The organism is Luteolibacter sp. (assembly GCF_039920825.1).
GTDB lineage: Bacteria > Verrucomicrobiota > Verrucomicrobiia > Verrucomicrobiales > Akkermansiaceae > Luteolibacter.
On the sequence record NZ_JBDSCX010000078.1, the window covers coordinates 1 to 16,168 of the forward strand.

The 16,168-nt window shown below is 58.4% G+C and carries 14 protein-coding genes; 10 read left to right on the forward strand and 4 right to left on the reverse strand.

All coding sequences use genetic code 11. From position 1 onward, the window contains the following. Window positions 1–132: 132 nt before the first annotated feature. From ABIQ96_RS22130 to rpsM, 4 genes are all read right to left on the reverse strand, one after another. Window positions 133–1,311, reverse strand: a complete 1,179-nt coding sequence (locus ABIQ96_RS22130) for an FtsW/RodA/SpoVE family cell cycle protein (protein WP_348216823.1) — start codon at window positions 1,309–1,311, stop codon at window positions 133–135. A 251-nt stretch (window positions 1,312–1,562) separates the two neighbouring features. After that, window positions 1,563–2,174 (reverse strand): 30S ribosomal protein S4, encoded by a 612-nt coding sequence (gene rpsD / locus ABIQ96_RS22135; RefSeq protein WP_348216824.1) that lies wholly within the window; start codon window positions 2,172–2,174, stop codon window positions 1,563–1,565. Window positions 2,175–2,198: 24 nt separating this feature from the next. Then, window positions 2,199–2,762, reverse strand: coding sequence for a 30S ribosomal protein S11 (gene rpsK, locus ABIQ96_RS22140; RefSeq protein WP_348216825.1), 564 nt, complete (start codon window positions 2,760–2,762; stop codon window positions 2,199–2,201). Window positions 2,763–2,773: 11 nt separating this feature from the next. Next, entirely contained in the window at window positions 2,774–3,142 is a 369-nt protein-coding gene (gene rpsM, locus ABIQ96_RS22145) for a 30S ribosomal protein S13 (RefSeq protein ID WP_348216826.1), read from the reverse strand. A gap of 255 nt (window positions 3,143–3,397) precedes the next feature. On the opposite strand from rpsM, the gene ABIQ96_RS22150 reads away from it, so the two are divergent. The 10 genes from ABIQ96_RS22150 to ABIQ96_RS22195 all read left to right on the forward strand — a co-directional run bounded on the left by ABIQ96_RS22150 (window position 3,398) and on the right by ABIQ96_RS22195 (window position 16,164). Beyond that, on the forward strand, window positions 3,398–4,420 hold the full coding sequence (locus tag ABIQ96_RS22150) for an AAA family ATPase (RefSeq protein ID WP_348216827.1): 1,023 nt from the start codon (window positions 3,398–3,400) through the stop codon (window positions 4,418–4,420). Beyond that, window positions 4,417–4,851, forward strand: coding sequence for a four helix bundle protein (locus ABIQ96_RS22155; RefSeq protein ID WP_348216828.1), 435 nt, complete (start codon window positions 4,417–4,419; stop codon window positions 4,849–4,851). Before ABIQ96_RS22150 ends, ABIQ96_RS22155 begins: the two co-directional genes overlap by 4 nt. A 23-nt stretch (window positions 4,852–4,874) precedes the next feature. After that, window positions 4,875–5,765: a DUF58 domain-containing protein gene (locus ABIQ96_RS22160; RefSeq protein WP_348216829.1), complete on the forward strand. Its 891-nt coding sequence runs from the start codon at window positions 4,875–4,877 to the stop codon at window positions 5,763–5,765. A 46-nt stretch (window positions 5,766–5,811) separates the two neighbouring features. Continuing rightward, the gene (locus ABIQ96_RS22165) at window positions 5,812–6,081 is read left to right on the forward strand and encodes a type II toxin-antitoxin system Phd/YefM family antitoxin (RefSeq protein WP_348216830.1); all 270 of its coding nucleotides are present in this window, start codon (window positions 5,812–5,814) and stop codon (window positions 6,079–6,081) included. 4 nt (window positions 6,082–6,085) lie between these two features. Beyond that, window positions 6,086–6,400, forward strand: coding sequence for a type II toxin-antitoxin system RelE/ParE family toxin (locus ABIQ96_RS22170; protein ID WP_348216831.1), 315 nt, complete (start codon window positions 6,086–6,088; stop codon window positions 6,398–6,400). A gap of 80 nt (window positions 6,401–6,480) precedes the next feature. After that, a complete protein-coding gene (locus ABIQ96_RS22175) occupies window positions 6,481–8,460 on the forward strand; it encodes a BatA domain-containing protein (RefSeq protein WP_348216832.1) in 1,980 nt (659 codons plus the stop codon). Between the two features lie 25 nt (window positions 8,461–8,485). Next, on the forward strand, window positions 8,486–9,031 hold the full coding sequence (locus tag ABIQ96_RS22180; protein ID WP_348216833.1) for a GNAT family N-acetyltransferase: 546 nt from the start codon (window positions 8,486–8,488) through the stop codon (window positions 9,029–9,031). Between the two features lie 20 nt (window positions 9,032–9,051). Then, window positions 9,052–11,250, forward strand: a complete 2,199-nt coding sequence (locus ABIQ96_RS22185; RefSeq protein ID WP_348216834.1) for a hypothetical protein — start codon at window positions 9,052–9,054, stop codon at window positions 11,248–11,250. A gap of 672 nt (window positions 11,251–11,922) precedes the next feature. After that, complete coding sequence (locus ABIQ96_RS22190; protein ID WP_348216835.1) at window positions 11,923–15,450, forward strand: hypothetical protein; 3,528 nt, start codon at window positions 11,923–11,925, stop codon at window positions 15,448–15,450. A 33-nt stretch (window positions 15,451–15,483) separates the two neighbouring features. Continuing rightward, window positions 15,484–16,164 carry a hypothetical protein gene (locus ABIQ96_RS22195; protein WP_348216836.1) on the forward strand — a complete coding sequence of 227 codons (681 nt, stop codon included), beginning with the start codon at window positions 15,484–15,486 and terminating at the stop codon, window positions 16,162–16,164. Window positions 16,165–16,168: the final 4 nt, after the last annotated feature.

The window sequence follows — 16,168 nt, forward strand, 5'->3', positions numbered from 1 at the left end:
TGAGCCTCGTTTCGCTGTCCGGAGTTCAATCTTTAGATTGCCTCTTCAAGAGCACGGTAAACCGTGAACTCCGGACCGCTCTCGGGTGGCACGCGTCCAAGTGAGTTTCGGAAATGACTTCTGGCAATCGGTCTAAGCTTCGGCCTTTTTCACCTTGGGTTCCGGTTTCCAGTTCCGGTGAATCCAGACGCTCTGCACCAGACCCAACAGGAACATACAGATCACCACGAAGGTTCCCGAGTAGCTAATCAGCGGCAGCGGAATGCCCGTCACCGGCATGATCAACACGCACATGCCGATGCTTTCGAAGATGTGCGCGAAGAACAGCGCCACCACCAGACAGACCAGCAGCCTCCCGGTCAGATCACGGCTATAAAACGCAATGAATAGTCCCTGGATCATCAAAAGCGCAAAAGCAGTTAGCAGGAGCAGACTGCCGCGGAAACCCAGTTCCTCGCCGATCACGCCGAAAATGTAGTCGTTGTGCGCTGTCGTTTTCGAGCCGAACCCCTTCGCCAGCAACCCGCCGTTCTCAACGGTCGCTTTGTAGCCGACGCCTTTCCAGCCAGCCTTTCCAACGGCCATCGAAATATAATAAGGCGCATAGGCATCTCCGAGAATGTCCACTTCGCGGCCTTCCATCATCCGCAGCCAAGTGTCGATCCGTTCGGGCCCGCGTTTCGACACCAGCGGCAGAGCCACGAAATATAACAAGGGCAGCATCCCCACACCGATCAACGTCATGCAGGAGAGATAGCGGAAAGGAATTCCGCCGATTAGAAGTGCGACGATTGAAACCGGAATCCAAACCAGCGCCGATCCCATGTCGCCCATTTTCATCACCATCAGGAACGGAATCGCAGCCACCACCCCGATAATGCCAATGCGGATGAACGGCGCGCCAAACCATCGATGCAGCTTCGGCAAATCCTGCATCAGCCATGCGATCATCAGAATCCCGGTCATGATTCCCAACTGAGCCGGTTGGAAAACAAGACCGCCAGGAAGCGTCAACTGGTAAACGTCCTTGTCCTGCCCGGTCACCATCACCACCGCCATCAAGCCAAGACTCAGCAGATAGAACGGAATCCCCAGCCATCGGATCCACCGATAGTCCACGAAGGCTGCCGTGAAATACGCGATGCTTCCGATCAGGATGAAACTCTTTTGCTTCGAGGCGAAATAGGCCCCCGCGCTGCCGAATTGATCCATGGCCGCTTTCGACACAGTGAGATGCCGCGCCGCGCTTTCGATCATGAACACGCCGAAGACCAGGAGCCCGTACATCACCAGCACGAGCACCCAATTCATCCCCAGGATTTTCCTTAAAAACGGCGTCATGACTGGCTCGGCGGCGACCATACGCCGTCCGCATCCCATAGCAAGGAAGGCGTGAAATTTCCTCGTGATGAATGTGGAGGTCCGGATCGGAACAATTCTAACACAGCTCCATTTTCCGTTTTAGATTTCGTTGCGTTTGCTACCAAATTTCACCCGGAAAACAAAAAACGCCCGGACTTTCGTCCGGACGTTTTTGAAAACCAATTTCGGCGAATGCCGGATCAGCGGGAGTAAAGTTCGACGATGAGCTGCTCGTTGACGAGCGGGTCGATGTCGGAACGCTCGGGGACACGGGAAACCGTGGCTTCGAGCTTGTCCTTGTTCGTGTCGAGCCAATCGACACCCGGGGAAGCCTGGGTGAGGTCGGTCATGCGAAGCACGAGCTGTTGGGAAGAAGGCTTGCCACCGACTTTGATCACGTCACCTGGCTTCACTTGGAAGGAGGCGATGTCAACGGTGCGGCCATTCACGAGGATATGGCCGTGGTTGACGATCTGGCGGGCGGATTGGCGGGTGTTGCCGAATCCAGCACGATAGACCACGTTGTCGAGACGGGTTTCAAGGAGTTGGAGAAGGATGACACCGGTCACACCACGGCGACGGGCGGCTTCTTCGTAGTAACCACGGAATTGCTTTTCGAGCACACCGTATTGGAAACGAAGCTTCTGCTTTTCACCGAGAGCGACGGAATATTCGCTCTTCTTTTTGCGACCGGCACGGACACCGTGCTGGCCTGGTGGGAAATTGCGGCGTTCAAATGCCTTGGAAGGGCCAAAGAGGGAGACACCGAAGCGGCGGCTGATCTTTGCGCGAGGTCCTGTATAACGTGCCATATAAGAATTTCTAAAAAGGTTGGATTAGACGCGGCGAGCCTTTTTAGGGCGGCAACCGTTGTGAGGAATCGGAGTCACATCGCGGATCGAGAGGATTTCAAGACCGAGACCTTGGACGGCACGCACGGCGGATTCACGGCCGGAGCCGGGACCTTTGACACGCACATCAACTTCCTTGAGACCGTGTCCCATGGCTTGACGGCAGGCGTCTTGCGAAACCACCTGAGCGGCGTAAGCCGTGCTCTTGCGTGAACCCTTGAATCCCATCTTGCCGGCGCTGGACCATCCGATGGCATTGCCACTGGCGTCGGTGACGCTGACGAGGGTGTTGTTGAAAGTCGCGGTCACGTGGACGATACCGCGGGTGATATTCTTCGAGCCTTTGGCCTTGTGAATCTTAATTTCTTCCTCGCCTCCGCCGATTTCGGCGAAGATGTCGCGCTTCGCTTCCTTTTTCGGCGCGCCTTCAACGGCGGCGGCTTCAGGAGCGGCTGCTTGCGCAGCGACAGGAGTGGTGGCGGGTGCTGGAGCTTCTTTCAGCTCAACCGCCGGAGTTTCGGCGGAATTTGGTGTGGTTTCTTCAGACATGATTCAAAAAATTACTTCTTAACGCCCACGGTCTTTTTCTTGCCCTTGCGAGTGCGAGCATTGGTGCGGGTGCGTTGGCCACGAACCGGCAAACCGCGCTTGTGGCGGATGCCACGATAGCAGTTGATGGAGGTGAGGCGCTTGAGCTGCGATTGGCGTTCACGGCGGAGGTCACCCTCGACAATGATGTTTTCAGCCTGGATCACCTGGGAGATGCGAACGAGTTGGTCCTCGCTGAGCTGGCCGGTGCGGATGTTCGGGTCGATCCCTGCGTGTTCAAGGATCTTCGCCGCCGTCGGGCGACCGATGCCAAACATGTAGGGCAGAGAAGCTTCGATGCGCTTCTCATTGGGAATTTCAATGCCTAGGATACGTGCCATAATGTGCGTGATTTCGCGTGACCACGCGGAAGTCCGGATTTCTCCGAAGACTCCGCGGGGCGGGTGATTTAGCAGAGTGCCGGGGGCTGGCAAGCGGTAAATGGAAATTTTCTCCGAACTCCGGCGGTTTCGGACGTCAATCGCCCTGAAAACTCCCCATTCCCCGCCAAGTATGGAATCCAGCCTCTTTGCCGGACTTCCCTTCTGGACAAAACAGGGACGCTTCATAGCTTCGCTTGCACTTGCAGATCACCCATGGATTCCATTCAAGACCCCGGCCATCAACTCCCACCCGATGACGTCGCCGCCATCGACGAACTTGGAAAAACCTACCAATCCTTCCGCGCGGAACTCGCCAAGGCGATTGTCGGCCAGGAGCAAGTGATCGAGCAACTCGCGATCTGCCTTTTCGCACGTGGCCACGCCCTGCTAATGGGGGTTCCGGGCTTGGCGAAAACCCTGCTGGTTTCCTCGGTGGCCCAGACTTTCGATCTCTCGTTCAACCGCATCCAGTTCACGCCGGACCTGATGCCTGCCGATATCACCGGCACCGATATCATCCAGGAATCCGGTGTCGGTGGACGGCGTGAGTTTGAATTCATCAAGGGCCCGGTGTTCGCGAACATCGTCCTCGCCGACGAAATCAACCGGGCTCCGGCAAAAACCCAGTCGGCGATGCTGGAGGCGATGCAGGAAAACAAGGTCACGGTTCTCGGCAACACCTATACACTACAGCCGCCGTTTTTCGTCCTCGCCACGCAGAACCCGATCGAACAGGAAGGCACCTATCCGCTGCCGGAAGCCCAGCTCGACCGTTTCATGTTTCTCATCGAGGTAGGCTACCCATCTGCTGCCGAGGAAAAGGAAATCGCCCGCGCCACCACCGGCACCGCACGCCAGGTCCTCGGCCATTTGCTCGACGGCGAAAAAGTCATCGCTTTCCAACAACTCGTTCGCCGCGTCCCGGTTCCCGAACACATTTATGACTACGCGGTGAAGATCGTCCGCATGACCCGTCCCGGCGAGCCTGAGTCTCCGCAGTGGATCAAAGACACCGTCGGCTGGGGAGCAGGTCCACGGGCGGTTCAGTATTTGATCCTCGGTGCGAAATCCCGTGCGGCATTGCGTGGTGCGTACATGGCGTCGCTTGAAGACTTGGAAGCCATCGCCTCGTCCGTCCTCACTCACCGTGTCATCACGAATTTCTCGGCGGAGTCGCAAGGGATGACGTCGAAGAAAATCGTCGAGCGCCTGATCAAGGAGATGCGGGAGGATTGAGATTCAAGAAGCAAGAGTCCAGAATCAAGAAAGACGAAGAGCTCCCCATGAATCATAATTTCGAGAATCTGGAAGTTTGGAAGCGTGGCTGTCGGTTGGCGGTCAATGTCTGTGTCGCTTCGCACAAATCGCGGGATTTTGCGCTGAAAGATCAGATTCACCGATCCGCCATTTCAATTCCTTCCAACATTGCGGAAGGGGCAGAGCGATCATCCGAAGCCGATTTCTCAAGATTCCTGAGTTACAGCAAAGGCTCCTGCGGAGAACTTCGCACCCAACTGATGATCCATCGGGAAGTCTGCCATGAGTTAGAGATCCAACCATTCACCAACACCGATGCCATGATTGAAGAAACTCGGGAAATTTCCCGAATGCTCAGTGGCTTCATCGGCCACCTGAAGCCACCGTCTTCACTCTCTCTTGATTCTTGATTCTGGCCTCTTAACTCTAAATCGTGCACGATTTCCTCGACAACACTCTGCTTTCCCGCCTCGGCTCGCTGCCCATCGAGTCGCGCAAGCCGATGATGGGAAATGTCGCGGGCAAGCATCGTTCGCCTCACCGCGGGTCATCCGTCGAGTTCGCGGAGTATCGGAAATATGTTCCCGGCGATGACACGCGCCGGTTGGACTGGAAGGCCTTCGCGCGCTCGGATCGATTTTACATCAAGGAATTCGAAGCGGATACCAACCTCCGCGCCTACTTCGTCGTCGATGCTTCCGGATCCATGAACTTCGCAGGAAATGGTGAGGCGAAAATCCAGGTCGCGCGCCGCATTGCAGCATCGCTCGCCTACCTGCTCGTCAATCAGGGCGATGCCGCCGGGCTTTCGATTTGCACCGACAAGCTCCACATCGAAGTCCCGCCCAGCCGCCGCGCCGCCCACCTCGAACGCTTCTTCACCACGCTCGGCAGCATCCAGCCTTCCGGCGAAACCGGTTTACTAACAGCACTGCATACCATCGCTGAGAAAATCAGCCAGCGTGCCTTCGTCGTGATTCTATCCGATCTCTTCACCGATACCGCCGCCCTCGGCGACGCGCTCCAGCACCTTCGCTATCGCAAGCACGACATCTCGGTCTTCCACCTGATGGATCCGTTGGAAATCGGTTTCGAATTCGACCGCCCGCATCGTTTCGTCGATCTCGAGGATGGCACCGCCCTCGTCGCCGAACCCAACCTCATTGCCGACGAATACAAGGCAGCCCTCCGCGATTTCCTCACCGCGGTCCGCGCGAAATGCCACGACGCCTCCGCCGACTACCAACTTGTCACCACTGACACGCCGTTGGAACCGCTACTGCGCGAGTTCCTGACGGCTCGACTGCCTAAATCAAAACACTAACCTTGCCATTTCATCCGTTTCGTCCATTTTGGATCAAACCGAAGCCATGAAAACCGTCACCGCCAACACCGCAAAACAGCAACTCGGCCAAGTCCTCGACAGCGCCCTCACCGGTCCCGTTTCCATCACGAAACACGGTCGCCCGGCCTTTGTGCTCACCTCCAAAGAGGACTACGATTCCTTGGTGGCGCTGAAATTCGAGCACTTGAAACGCGAGGTCCAAACAGGCTTTGATGCGTTGGACCGGGGAGAATTTTCCGACAAAACCTTCGAGCAAATCGCCGCAGAAGTGATGTCGGAGATCAAACAAAGCTGATTCCGTGGGCAGTTACTGGCTATCCAAATTCGCGGAACGGGATCTTGCCGAAATCCTTCGCTACACCATCAAAACTTGGGGAATGGAACAAGGAGCCGTTTACTTTCAACTTCTTGCAACCGCCAAAACCCGCATCGTGAACAACCCAATCCTCCCCGGCAGCAAAACCAGAGACGATCTAGCCAATGGCTGCCGTGTATTTCGGGTCGCCAAACATCTGATCTTTTATCGAGTGAACGGGAACAGCGTGGAAATCGCCCGCATCCTCCACGAGTCCATGGACTTTTCCCGACACGTCGACGAGGAAACCTTCCCGTAGCCACCATTTCCATGACAACCCACCTTGCATCCCCCTCGCGGCCCTTGGCGATCTCGCCTTTGCGGTAAATCCAGCCACCCATGCTTTTTCTCAATCCATTGTTGTTATGGGGTCTGCTCGCCGCGGCGGTTCCCATTGCAATCCATTTGCTGAACCGCCGCCGCCACAAGACGATCCAGTGGGCGGCGATGCAGTTCCTGCTCAAGGCGACCCGCGAATCACGTGGCAAGAAAAAGCTGCGCCACATCCTGATTCTAACGTGCCGCGCGCTGGCCATCGCCGCTCTAGCCTTCGCCGCCGCGCGGCCGATCGTTTCCGGCCTCATCGGCTGGGGCGGTGGCTCCATCGATACCGTCGTCCTGCTGCTGGACCGATCCGCATCGATGGAAACCAAACCCGGTGACGGTCTGGATTCACGCCGCCAGATCGTGATCGAAAAAGTCCGGGATGCGATGAAAAGCCTCGGCAGTGCCCGGCTCGTGCTGATCGACAGCGCCAGCAAGATGCCGCAGGAAGTCCCATCGCCCGACATCCTTGCGGACCTTTCCTCCACTTCACCCACCGACACCGCCGCAGATTTCCCCACACTGCTCAACCGTGCCGCGGATTTCCTGGCGGACACGCCCGGCCGCGCCGAAGTCTGGCTCGCTTCCGATCTTCAGGCATCCAACTGGCATCCGGAAGACGAACGCTGGGCCGCCGCCCGAGCCAGCCTCGCCATGCTCCCGCAGAAACCGGCGATCCGGGTGCTCTCCCTCACCGGCCCCGCCGCGCCTAACACCGCTGTCCGAGTGCTCGGCTCGCGCCGGTCCGGCGATGAAATCCTGCTCGATCTCGAAATCCTCCGCGCCGAGGACGCACGGGGCACCGCCACCATTCCTCTTACCACCAATCTCAACGGCAGCCGCACCACCGAGACGCTGACCCTCCCCAGCCAGTCCCTCCGCTTTCAAAAGCGCGTGACCCTGCCGGCCGGCAGCGAAACCGGCTCCGGCTGGCTCTCCATCCCCGCCGATGGAAATTCCCGCGACAACTCCACCTTCTTCGCCTACGGCCCCGCCCGCCCGGTCAAATCGATCGTCGTCGCCCCCGCAGGCGAAGCCGCCGATTACCTCGCCCTTGCCGCCGCACCGCCGGGCTTCGGCAATCAAACGGTCGAACGTGTCGATCCCGCCAACGCGGCCACTCTCAAGACCGGAGACGTCGCCACCATTCTTTGGGCCGCTCCGTTGCCCACGGGAACCGCGTATGACATCCTCAATCGTTTCCTAACATCCGGCGGCCACGTCATCTTTTTTCCACCCGGTATTTCGTCCGACGCCACTTTCGTCGATCTGAAATGGTCCAACGCCACCGAAGCTCCCGCCGGGAAATTTTTCATCCTCAAGGATTGGAACCACAACGACGGCCCGCTCCGTGACGGCATCGACGGCACACCCATCCCGGCCGAGCGGTTGAAGTCCATCCGCCGCCAGATTCCCCAGGGAGACGCCGCCGCCCTCGCCCGCTGGGAAGATGGCGAGCCGTTCATCACCCGCCGCATCGTCGATCACGGCACCGCGTGGTTCATCGGCTCGCTGCCCGACTATACCTGGTCTAACATGGGCGACGCCGATGTCCTCCTGCCAGCCGTCCAACGCATCGTCGCCGCCGGAGCCGACCGCTTCGACGCCTCCTACCTGACCACCGTCGGCAGCGATGCAGCCCAACCACTTTCCGGCGAAACCCGCACCCGCCTCGACGACTACGGCACGCCGGATCCCGCCAACGCCGCTTACGAAGCCGGCATCTTCCGCCTCGGCGAGCGGCTGTTAGCTGTCAACCGCCCCGCTCAGGAAGACAACTTGGAAATCATCTCGCGCGAGGCGCTCGACGACGCGCTCGAAGGCACCCATTACACGTTGCTCGACCAAGCCGGCCAAGCCAACGACCCCTCCCTCTCCCGTGACGCATGGCGGGCGTTTCTCATCGCCGTCCTGTTTTTCCTGATCTCCGAAGCCCTCCTCTGTTTACCGAAGAAAACGCATCCGCAGGTGCTGCCGAAAAAAGCAGTTGCCTAATTCCACTCATTGTTAGCCCACGCAAATGATTCCCACCCTGAGTGCCGAAAAGATCATCCTGGCCCCATTTTCAATGGCTGATGCTCCGCTTGTGCAGCTGTATGTGAGTGATCCTGAAATCGCCCGCGTGACGCAACACATCCCGTCGCCCTATCCGAATGGATTGGCGGAAAAGTGGATTTCATCTCACTTGCTCGCTTTTCTGGAGCAGCGCAATGTCGTGTTTTCCATCCGCTCGAAAGAAGGAGAGCTCCATGGTGCCATCAATCTCCATCTGGACGTCAAAAACAAATTGGGAACTCTCGGCTATTGGATGGGACTGCCGTTCTGGAACAAAGGCTATTGCACCGATGCGGCGAGACGGCTGATGCGCTATGGCTTTGAAGAACTGCTTCTCAACAAAATTCACGCACGCCATCTCGCCGCAAATCCCGCCTCCGGACGTGTCATGCAGAAATCCGGCATGACGCAGGAAGGATTTCTCAGACAACACGTCATCAAGGATGGCGCGCCCATGGACATTGTGGAGTATGGCGTCTTCAGAGACGAATTCCTCTCCTCTTCCGTTTAGAATTTATTGCTTAAAATTTAGTGCTCCACCTCTCACCCACTCCCCTCACGCTCTGGATCGGCATCATCGCCTTGATCCTCGTCGGCGTGCTGTCCGTGATTTCATGGAAACGCAGTCCACATCGCGGTCGCACCGCCGTGCTGGAATGCCTGCGTTTTCTAGCAGCGCTCGCGGTGGTCATCCTGCTTTGGCAACCGGAGTGGCTCACCACGCTTCATCCGAATACCAAGCCGCAGATCGCGATCCTCTGGGACGATTCCAAGTCGATGACCACCATCGACGCCACCCTGCCACCGGATCTATCCGAAAAGGCCGAGGTCGTCTCCCGCGCCGACTGGGTGAAGAAGGCCCTTGCTTCCGATCTGTGGAAACCGCTTGAAGCCAAAGGCGCGAACGAAGTCACCACCACCCCTTTCGCCACTCCGCCAGCGGTTGACGGAGCCACCGCCGGCACCGATCTCGAACAACCGCTCGCCGATCTGCTGGCCAAACAAACCAACCTCCGCGCTGTGGTCATGCTCAGCGACGGCGACTACAACTTCGGCCAGCCGCCGGTCGCCGCCGCACAGAAACTCCGCCTTCGCGGCGTGCCGCTTTTCCCGATCCCTGTCGGCAACAAGGTGCGGTTGCCTGATCTCGATCTTCTATCAGTCACTGCGCCGACCTATGGCATCGTCGGGGAAAACGTGCAGATCCCCTTCACCATCCGTTCCTCGCTCGACCGCCAGGTCCGCACCATTGTCCGTCTGCGCGACGAAGCCGGACATGAACGGACCAAGGACATCGTCATCCCGCCAAACTCGGAGACCTACGAATCCATCCTCTGGCGTTTGGAAAAGGAAGGCACTTCCACCTTGGAACTGTCCATCCCCGTGGCCGATGGCGAGTTGGTCGCATCCAACAACTCGCGGAAATTCAACATCGCCGGACGCCCGGAAAAAATCCGCGTCCTGCTGATAGAAACCCTGCCTCGCTGGGAATACCGTTTTCTGAGAAACGCGCTTTCCCGCGATCCCGGCGTCGAGCTTTCGTGCCTGCTGTTCCACCCAGCGCTCGGCATGGGCGAGGGGAAGGATTACCTCAAGGAGTTCCCCGCGAAGATCGAAGACCTCGCCAAATACGACGTCATTTTCATCGGCGATGTCGGCACCGGCCAAATCACCAAGGAACAATGCACCCTTATCCGCGGGCTTGTGGAAAACCAGGCATCCGGCCTCATTTTCATGCCCGGATCGCAGGGCAACCAATTCACCCTGCTGGACACCGATCTAGCGGATCTCATGCCGGTCATCCTGGACGATGCCAACCGAAAAGGCATCGCCGAGTCCATCCCCTCGCCCCTCACCCTCACCACCGAGGGCCGCGCGTCGCTGCTCACCATGTTAGGCGACAATGAGGAGGAAAACCCGGAGATCTGGCGCCGCCTGCCCGGCTTCTACTGGCACGCCGCGGTCATCAAGGCCAAAGGCGGAGCCGAAGTCCTCGCCGTCGATAACAACCGTCGTGGGAAATACGGTCCTACTCCGCTGTTAGTCACCAAGCCCGCGGGGACCGGCAAGGTTCTGTTCATGGGCATCGATTCCGCATGGCGCTGGCGGCGGGGTGTCGAGGATCTCTATCACTATCGGTTCTGGGGCCAGGTCGCCCGCTGGATGTCCTATCAGCGGAACATGGCCGCCGGCCACCGCGTCCGTTTGTTTTTCAATCCGGAGCGGCCGGAACCCGGCGCCACCGTCACCCTCAACGCCAACGCTTTCGATCCCAACGGCGCGCCGCTCAAGGAAGGCAGCGTCACCGTGGACATCACCTCACCCGACGGGCGCTCCCAACGCGTCGAGCTCCAGAAAAATGAAACCGCCTGGGGAGCGTTCAGCGGACGCTTCAAGGCCGACATCCCCGGCGCGTGGAAACTCCGCGCCACCGCCACCGGAGCCGAGGACAAACCGCTCGAAACCACGATCCTCGCCCAGGGCGCGGAACTCGAAAAAACCGGCCAACCCGCGCGACCGGAAGTTCTTGAGGAAATGGCCAAGGTTTCGCGCGGCCGGATCATCCAGCCCGCGCAGCTCGCCGATCTCATCAAGGAAATCACCGCCCTGCCCGAGCCACGTCCGCTCGAAAACCGCATCCCGCTCTGGTCCCACTGGGCAACCGTCGCGGCGTTGGTCATCTTGCTCGGCATTTTCTGGATCGGCCGCAAGCTCAACGGAGCGTTCTGACTTGGCATCCCTCCCCGAGCGTCCGGGGAGATTCTCCATCACTTATTCACGTGATAGGCCATTGCCGGGGAGTTCGGGTCATTTATTTCCCGGATATCCAATCCGTGCACGCTAACCTGGGGCGAATCCCGGTATTAATAAGCAGATCAAGGAACGGGAAATTTTCGCATGCATGAAAATGACGTGTCGGGTTTTGCCAGAGAAACTCGCCATACACTAGGGAGGCGAGTTCCATGCCGCCCTGGACCCACAAAAACACCCGCTCCCATGGATGAAACCCAAAGAATTCTCACCCTTGTCCGCCGGACTCACCTCGCTTCCCACCACTGCGAGTCCGCATGGGAATTAACCTGAATGGGGAATAGTAAAACAATAACGATTGGCTTTTGATGGTTACCTCATCCTGAGAGTTTCGTGCTGTCGAAAAATCCGGGCGGGTAACAATTTGGCTTTTACCATGTAATTACATTGACTCCCGCTTTGATTTATGGATTTGTCCATGAGTCATATTTCATCCGCGGGGAAGGGAGTTGAAAAAAACCCATCGGATTCCGCCCCCCACTTCACGGCTTTCAAATCTGATACCCGTCTTCATTCCACAAAACCCACCTGAGGCTTTTGCCCCTTGGGACCCCTGAATTTCTTTTCCCTTCTTTGGAATCTTCCAAACCCATGAAATCCAAAAAAATCCGCACGCGCTTTCCTCTGCCACCCACTGCGGTTCGCCGCCATCCACGTGGCTTCGCACTGATCGTCACCCTGTCCCTGATGATCCTGCTCACGGTGATTGCGGTCGGCTTGCTGACGCTTTCCAGCATCAGCCTGCGCTCGTCTTCCCAAAATGATGCCATGCAAACCGCGCGTGCCAATGCGCGGGTCGCCCTCATGCTGGCCATCGGCGATCTGCAAAAGCAACTCGGCCCGGACACCCGCATTTCCGCCACCGCAGATCAAGTCACCGGTTCCGATCCATCGGTTTCCACCACCCCTCAGACCCAGCGCCAATGGGCGGGAGTTTACAATTCCTGGCTCACCGCGCTTCCCAATGCGCAACGCCCGACGCCTCAATTCCTGCAATGGTTCGTCTCCGGTGATCCGACCAAAGTGACCAACAAGGACTACGCGGGCACTGCGATCAGCACCAATTCCAAGGACTCCGTCGAAATCGTCACTGCCAACAGCGTGGGCCCCGACAGTGACCCCGTCCGCGTGCCCCTACTCACCCAGACCACCACCAACGGCGTGAAAAGCAGTTACGCCTGGTGGGTCAGCGATCTTGGCACGAAGGGGCTGATCGCTCCAGCCAATGCCATCCCGACGGCAATCGCGGACGCCCGCTTCGACCAGCAAGCGGTGCCCTCCTACAATCTCAAGGCCGCCACCACCGGCAAATCCACGCCTTTTGGAAAGGTCGTCGCCACCGATCCGTTGCTGGCAAATGTCGTCTCGCTGCAAAGCAGTTCGCTGCTCGCGGACAAACCGACAAACGTCCGTGGCTTCTATCATGACTTCACCGCCCAGAGCCGCGGCCTCATCACCAACGTCCGCAAGGGCGGCTTCCGCAAGGATCTGTCGATGGAACTGGAACGGCCTACAAACAGCAGTCAAACGCCCCTGCCCCTCACGAACGCCAACAACGTGCTTTATAAGGTTCAGGGGGAGAACGGGATCAACCTTCAGGAACTATGGGCTTATTACAATCTCTACTCGACCAGCAATACCGCCAACAAGGGCATGAGAAGAGCTGGAACCGCGAACTTCACCACCGGCGGGTCGATGACTTCGGGCACTCCTTACCTTCAGCTTGAAGGCTCAGCCGCAGCCTGCCGGGAAGACGACTGGTTCTATTTCAAACAACCGGTCATCATCAGCTATCAGTTGGTGCTGTCGTTCCAGACCCGTCCCACCAGTACGGGTGAAAATCTTCTCCACATTGTCGCCGATCCGATCATCACCTTTTGGAATCCCCTCGATGTGCCGGTGGTGGTGCCTCAAGGGGTGGTTTTCACGGTCAAATACTGGAGCGTTCCTTATGATCTCAGCATCAAGAAAAATGGCCAGGTGCTGGATTGTCCGATCGCCAGCATTTCAAAGGCCGACAGCAATTTCCTCAGCCTCGAGGTCGGTGCCTTGCAGCAGCTCGTTTTCAAACCGGGAGAAGTCATCAAGATGTCGCAGAGCGGGAACATTCTCGCCAAGGGAACTGACATCCACGCACTCGCGGGCAGCAAGGGTTTCCTTTTCGGCAATGGCGTGGCCATCGAGGCAATGACGCGCGACGGAGTCAAGGTGACGATCGCCGCCGGGGATACCTTGACCTACGCCTCGGCCAAGCCTAACAACCTCACCGCAGGTGCGACGGGATCCGACGGCCATGTTCTGTCAGGTGGAAACATGCACACCCGCCATTTTTCGCTCACCCACCATGAATACTATGTGGGCAAGGATCGTGGAGCCGATAGCCTCGGCATCGGCGGGATGTTTCTCGACTGGGATTTCGGTAACAAGCGCCTGAAGTTCAGTGACCCCATCCGTCTGGAAAAGAAGGAGGAGACGCCCGGTACGAAATCGCCGGGTGATCGCTATTATGCCGACCAACGGCCAAACATTTTCAAGCCCTTCACGGATGGCCGCACGATCCCGACTTCCGGCGCGAAAATGCCGTTCATGTTGTTTTCCTTCAACGCCAAAACGGAGGCGAACTCGGGACTCGGGACCCGCGGTCTGTCACGCTTCAATCCCAAGGCATTGCATGTCGATTTCTACGACCTCAAGGACCCCAAACCCGCCGAGCGGGACTGGCTTCCGTATGAGTATACCGTCGAGGCACTCAATGGCTGGAAAAGCCAAAACGACAGTCTTCAAGTAGACACAACCGGCCGCGGCTACTTCGGTGGCGCGATGAATGCCTCGGATGGCACCAGCTTCGTGACCACCCACTCCGTGCCGCGCGAACCGATCGTTTCCCTCGCCGCCTTCCAGAATTCATTCGCGAATGGCTTCGAGGTGCAAAGACCGAGGTACGGCTACGCCACCCTCAACGCCCGCGAACCATTGCTGCCGCAGATTTCCCACGCCATCGGCAATTCGATGGCCCCGTCGATGATGCCCAAAGGTACCACGGAAGGCACGCTTCCCGGCGGTCGCCCGATGGCAGATCATTCCTACCTCGCGAACCAAGCCTTGTGGGACGATTGGTTCTTGTCCGGCATTGCCCCGCAGAACGTGAACACCTTCAGCAAACCGCGGCCCCAGAAGCAGGTCGCCAAAGATTTCTTCGAGGGTACCACCAAACTCCCGGTCGCCCGTTACGTTGCCGATCTGCGCGGACAGGATCCGACTAAACTGGCCGCCACTTATTTCTCCTCCACCATTCCCACCGCCGCCGCCACCAACAACATCGCCAGCCTGATTCGCGTGGATGGGATGTTCAACGTCAACTCCACCTCCGTCGAAGCGTGGAAAAGCCTGCTCGGCGCGCGTAAGGACCGCCCGGTTCTGGTCCGCGATGCGAACGGCAAGGAATCCGTTCAGGCCGCCACCGCCGACGTCACGCCGGTCAGCGCTCTCCTAGGTCCCCTCGACAAGTCAGTAGCCCAAGGAAGCGGCAATTTCGCCATGAATGACGCCGCCCAGTGGGTCGGACGCCGGGCCCTGAAGGATGACGAGATCGACCGGCTCGCCCGCGGGATCGTGAAAGAGGTCCGCAAGCGCGGCCCGTTCCTTTGCCTTTCCGACTTCATCAACCGCCGCGTCGGATCGGATGTGGATCTCGCCCGCGCCGGAGCAATCCAGAACGCGCTCGACTCGGCGGATACAAAAATCAACGACGCCTATCAGTCCGGTGGCCGGGGTACCAACGCGAGTGCCCGCTTCCCCTTCCCGGAGGCCGAGCAAGGTCCGATGTCACAGGGCATTCCCGGCATCGTCAAACAGGCGGACATCCTCACGCCAATCGCGCCAATTCTATCAGCACGCTCGGATTCCTTCCTCGTCCGCGCCTATGGCGAGAAAACCGACGCCACCGGCAAGGTCATCGCCCGCGCCTGGTGCGAGGCGGTGGTCCAGCGATCCGCCACATTTATTGACTCGGCGGACGCGCCGGAAAAGACCTATACCACTATCAGCACACTCAACAAAACCTTCGGTCGTCGCTTTGAAATCGTCTCGTTCCGCTGGCTGAACGCCTCGGAGGCCTGATCACCTCCTTAACCCAATCCGCACCGGTCTCCCATGTCCCTCCGCCTCTTCATTTTGCTCCTCGCGCTTCTCTCGCCCGCCATCGCCCAGGAAAAACCACCCTCCAAGTCCGCCGCCGGAAATTTGCAAGTCCGACTGTTAGCGGAAGTCGTCCCCGAAAACCTGGGCAAGGTGTTCCTGCTCCTGGGCGAGACCAAATCCGCCGAGTTCGAGCTGCCGGCGAACTTTCTATCAGACCCGGTGGCGGTTTCCTCGCGCGCGATGGTGCTTAAGACGATCAACAAGGAAGTCTCGCTCTGCACCATCGCCCTGCCGGAGCAAGGGAACTCATTCGCCGTCATCCTGGTGACGGCCAAACCTGCCGGTTACAAGGCCATCGTCGTTCGTACCGACGACCCCACGTTCAAGGCCGGCGACGTGTTTTTCATCAATCGATCCGAAAAAACCGTGCTCGGGAAATTGGGAACCTCCCCGCTGATTCTCAAGCCCGGCGAGACCGAAAAATCCCGCCCCACCGGAGCCATAGACAACACCTACTACGACATCGCTTTCGCCACCCGCGAGGAAAGCGGCGACAAGCTGCTGAGCTCCAGCCGCTGGCCCATCGACAATCAACTGCGCAGTTATCTCTTTTTCTTCACCAACGCCCAAGGAAAAACCACCTTCCGCGCCGTTGACGAGTATCTCATCCCCGCAGCTCCGGCCAAGCCGTGACTCG

Bases quoted from the DNA above. Each gene is read 5' to 3' on its own strand.
- ABIQ96_RS22165 (WP_348216830.1), top strand. From the start codon at position 5,812: ATGAAAACCGTCACCGCCAACACCGCAAAACAGCAACTCGGCCAAGTC.
- ABIQ96_RS22130 (WP_348216823.1), bottom strand. From the start codon at position 1,311: ATGAATTGGGTGCTCGTGCTGGTGATGTACGGGCTCCTGGTCTTCGGC.
- rpsD (WP_348216824.1), bottom strand. From the start codon at position 2,174: ATGGCACGTTATACAGGACCTCGCGCAAAGATCAGCCGCCGCTTCGGT.
- rpsK (WP_348216825.1), bottom strand. From the start codon at position 2,762: ATGTCTGAAGAAACCACACCAAATTCCGCCGAAACTCCGGCGGTTGAG.
- ABIQ96_RS22180 (WP_348216833.1), top strand. From the start codon at position 8,486: ATGATTCCCACCCTGAGTGCCGAAAAGATCATCCTGGCCCCATTTTCA.
- ABIQ96_RS22195 (WP_348216836.1), top strand. From the start codon at position 15,484: ATGTCCCTCCGCCTCTTCATTTTGCTCCTCGCGCTTCTCTCGCCCGCC.
- ABIQ96_RS22150 (WP_348216827.1), top strand. From the start codon at position 3,398: ATGGATTCCATTCAAGACCCCGGCCATCAACTCCCACCCGATGACGTC.
- ABIQ96_RS22190 (WP_348216835.1), top strand. From the start codon at position 11,923: ATGAAATCCAAAAAAATCCGCACGCGCTTTCCTCTGCCACCCACTGCG.
- ABIQ96_RS22175 (WP_348216832.1), top strand. From the start codon at position 6,481: ATGCTTTTTCTCAATCCATTGTTGTTATGGGGTCTGCTCGCCGCGGCG.
- rpsM (WP_348216826.1), bottom strand. From the start codon at position 3,142: ATGGCACGTATCCTAGGCATTGAAATTCCCAATGAGAAGCGCATCGAA.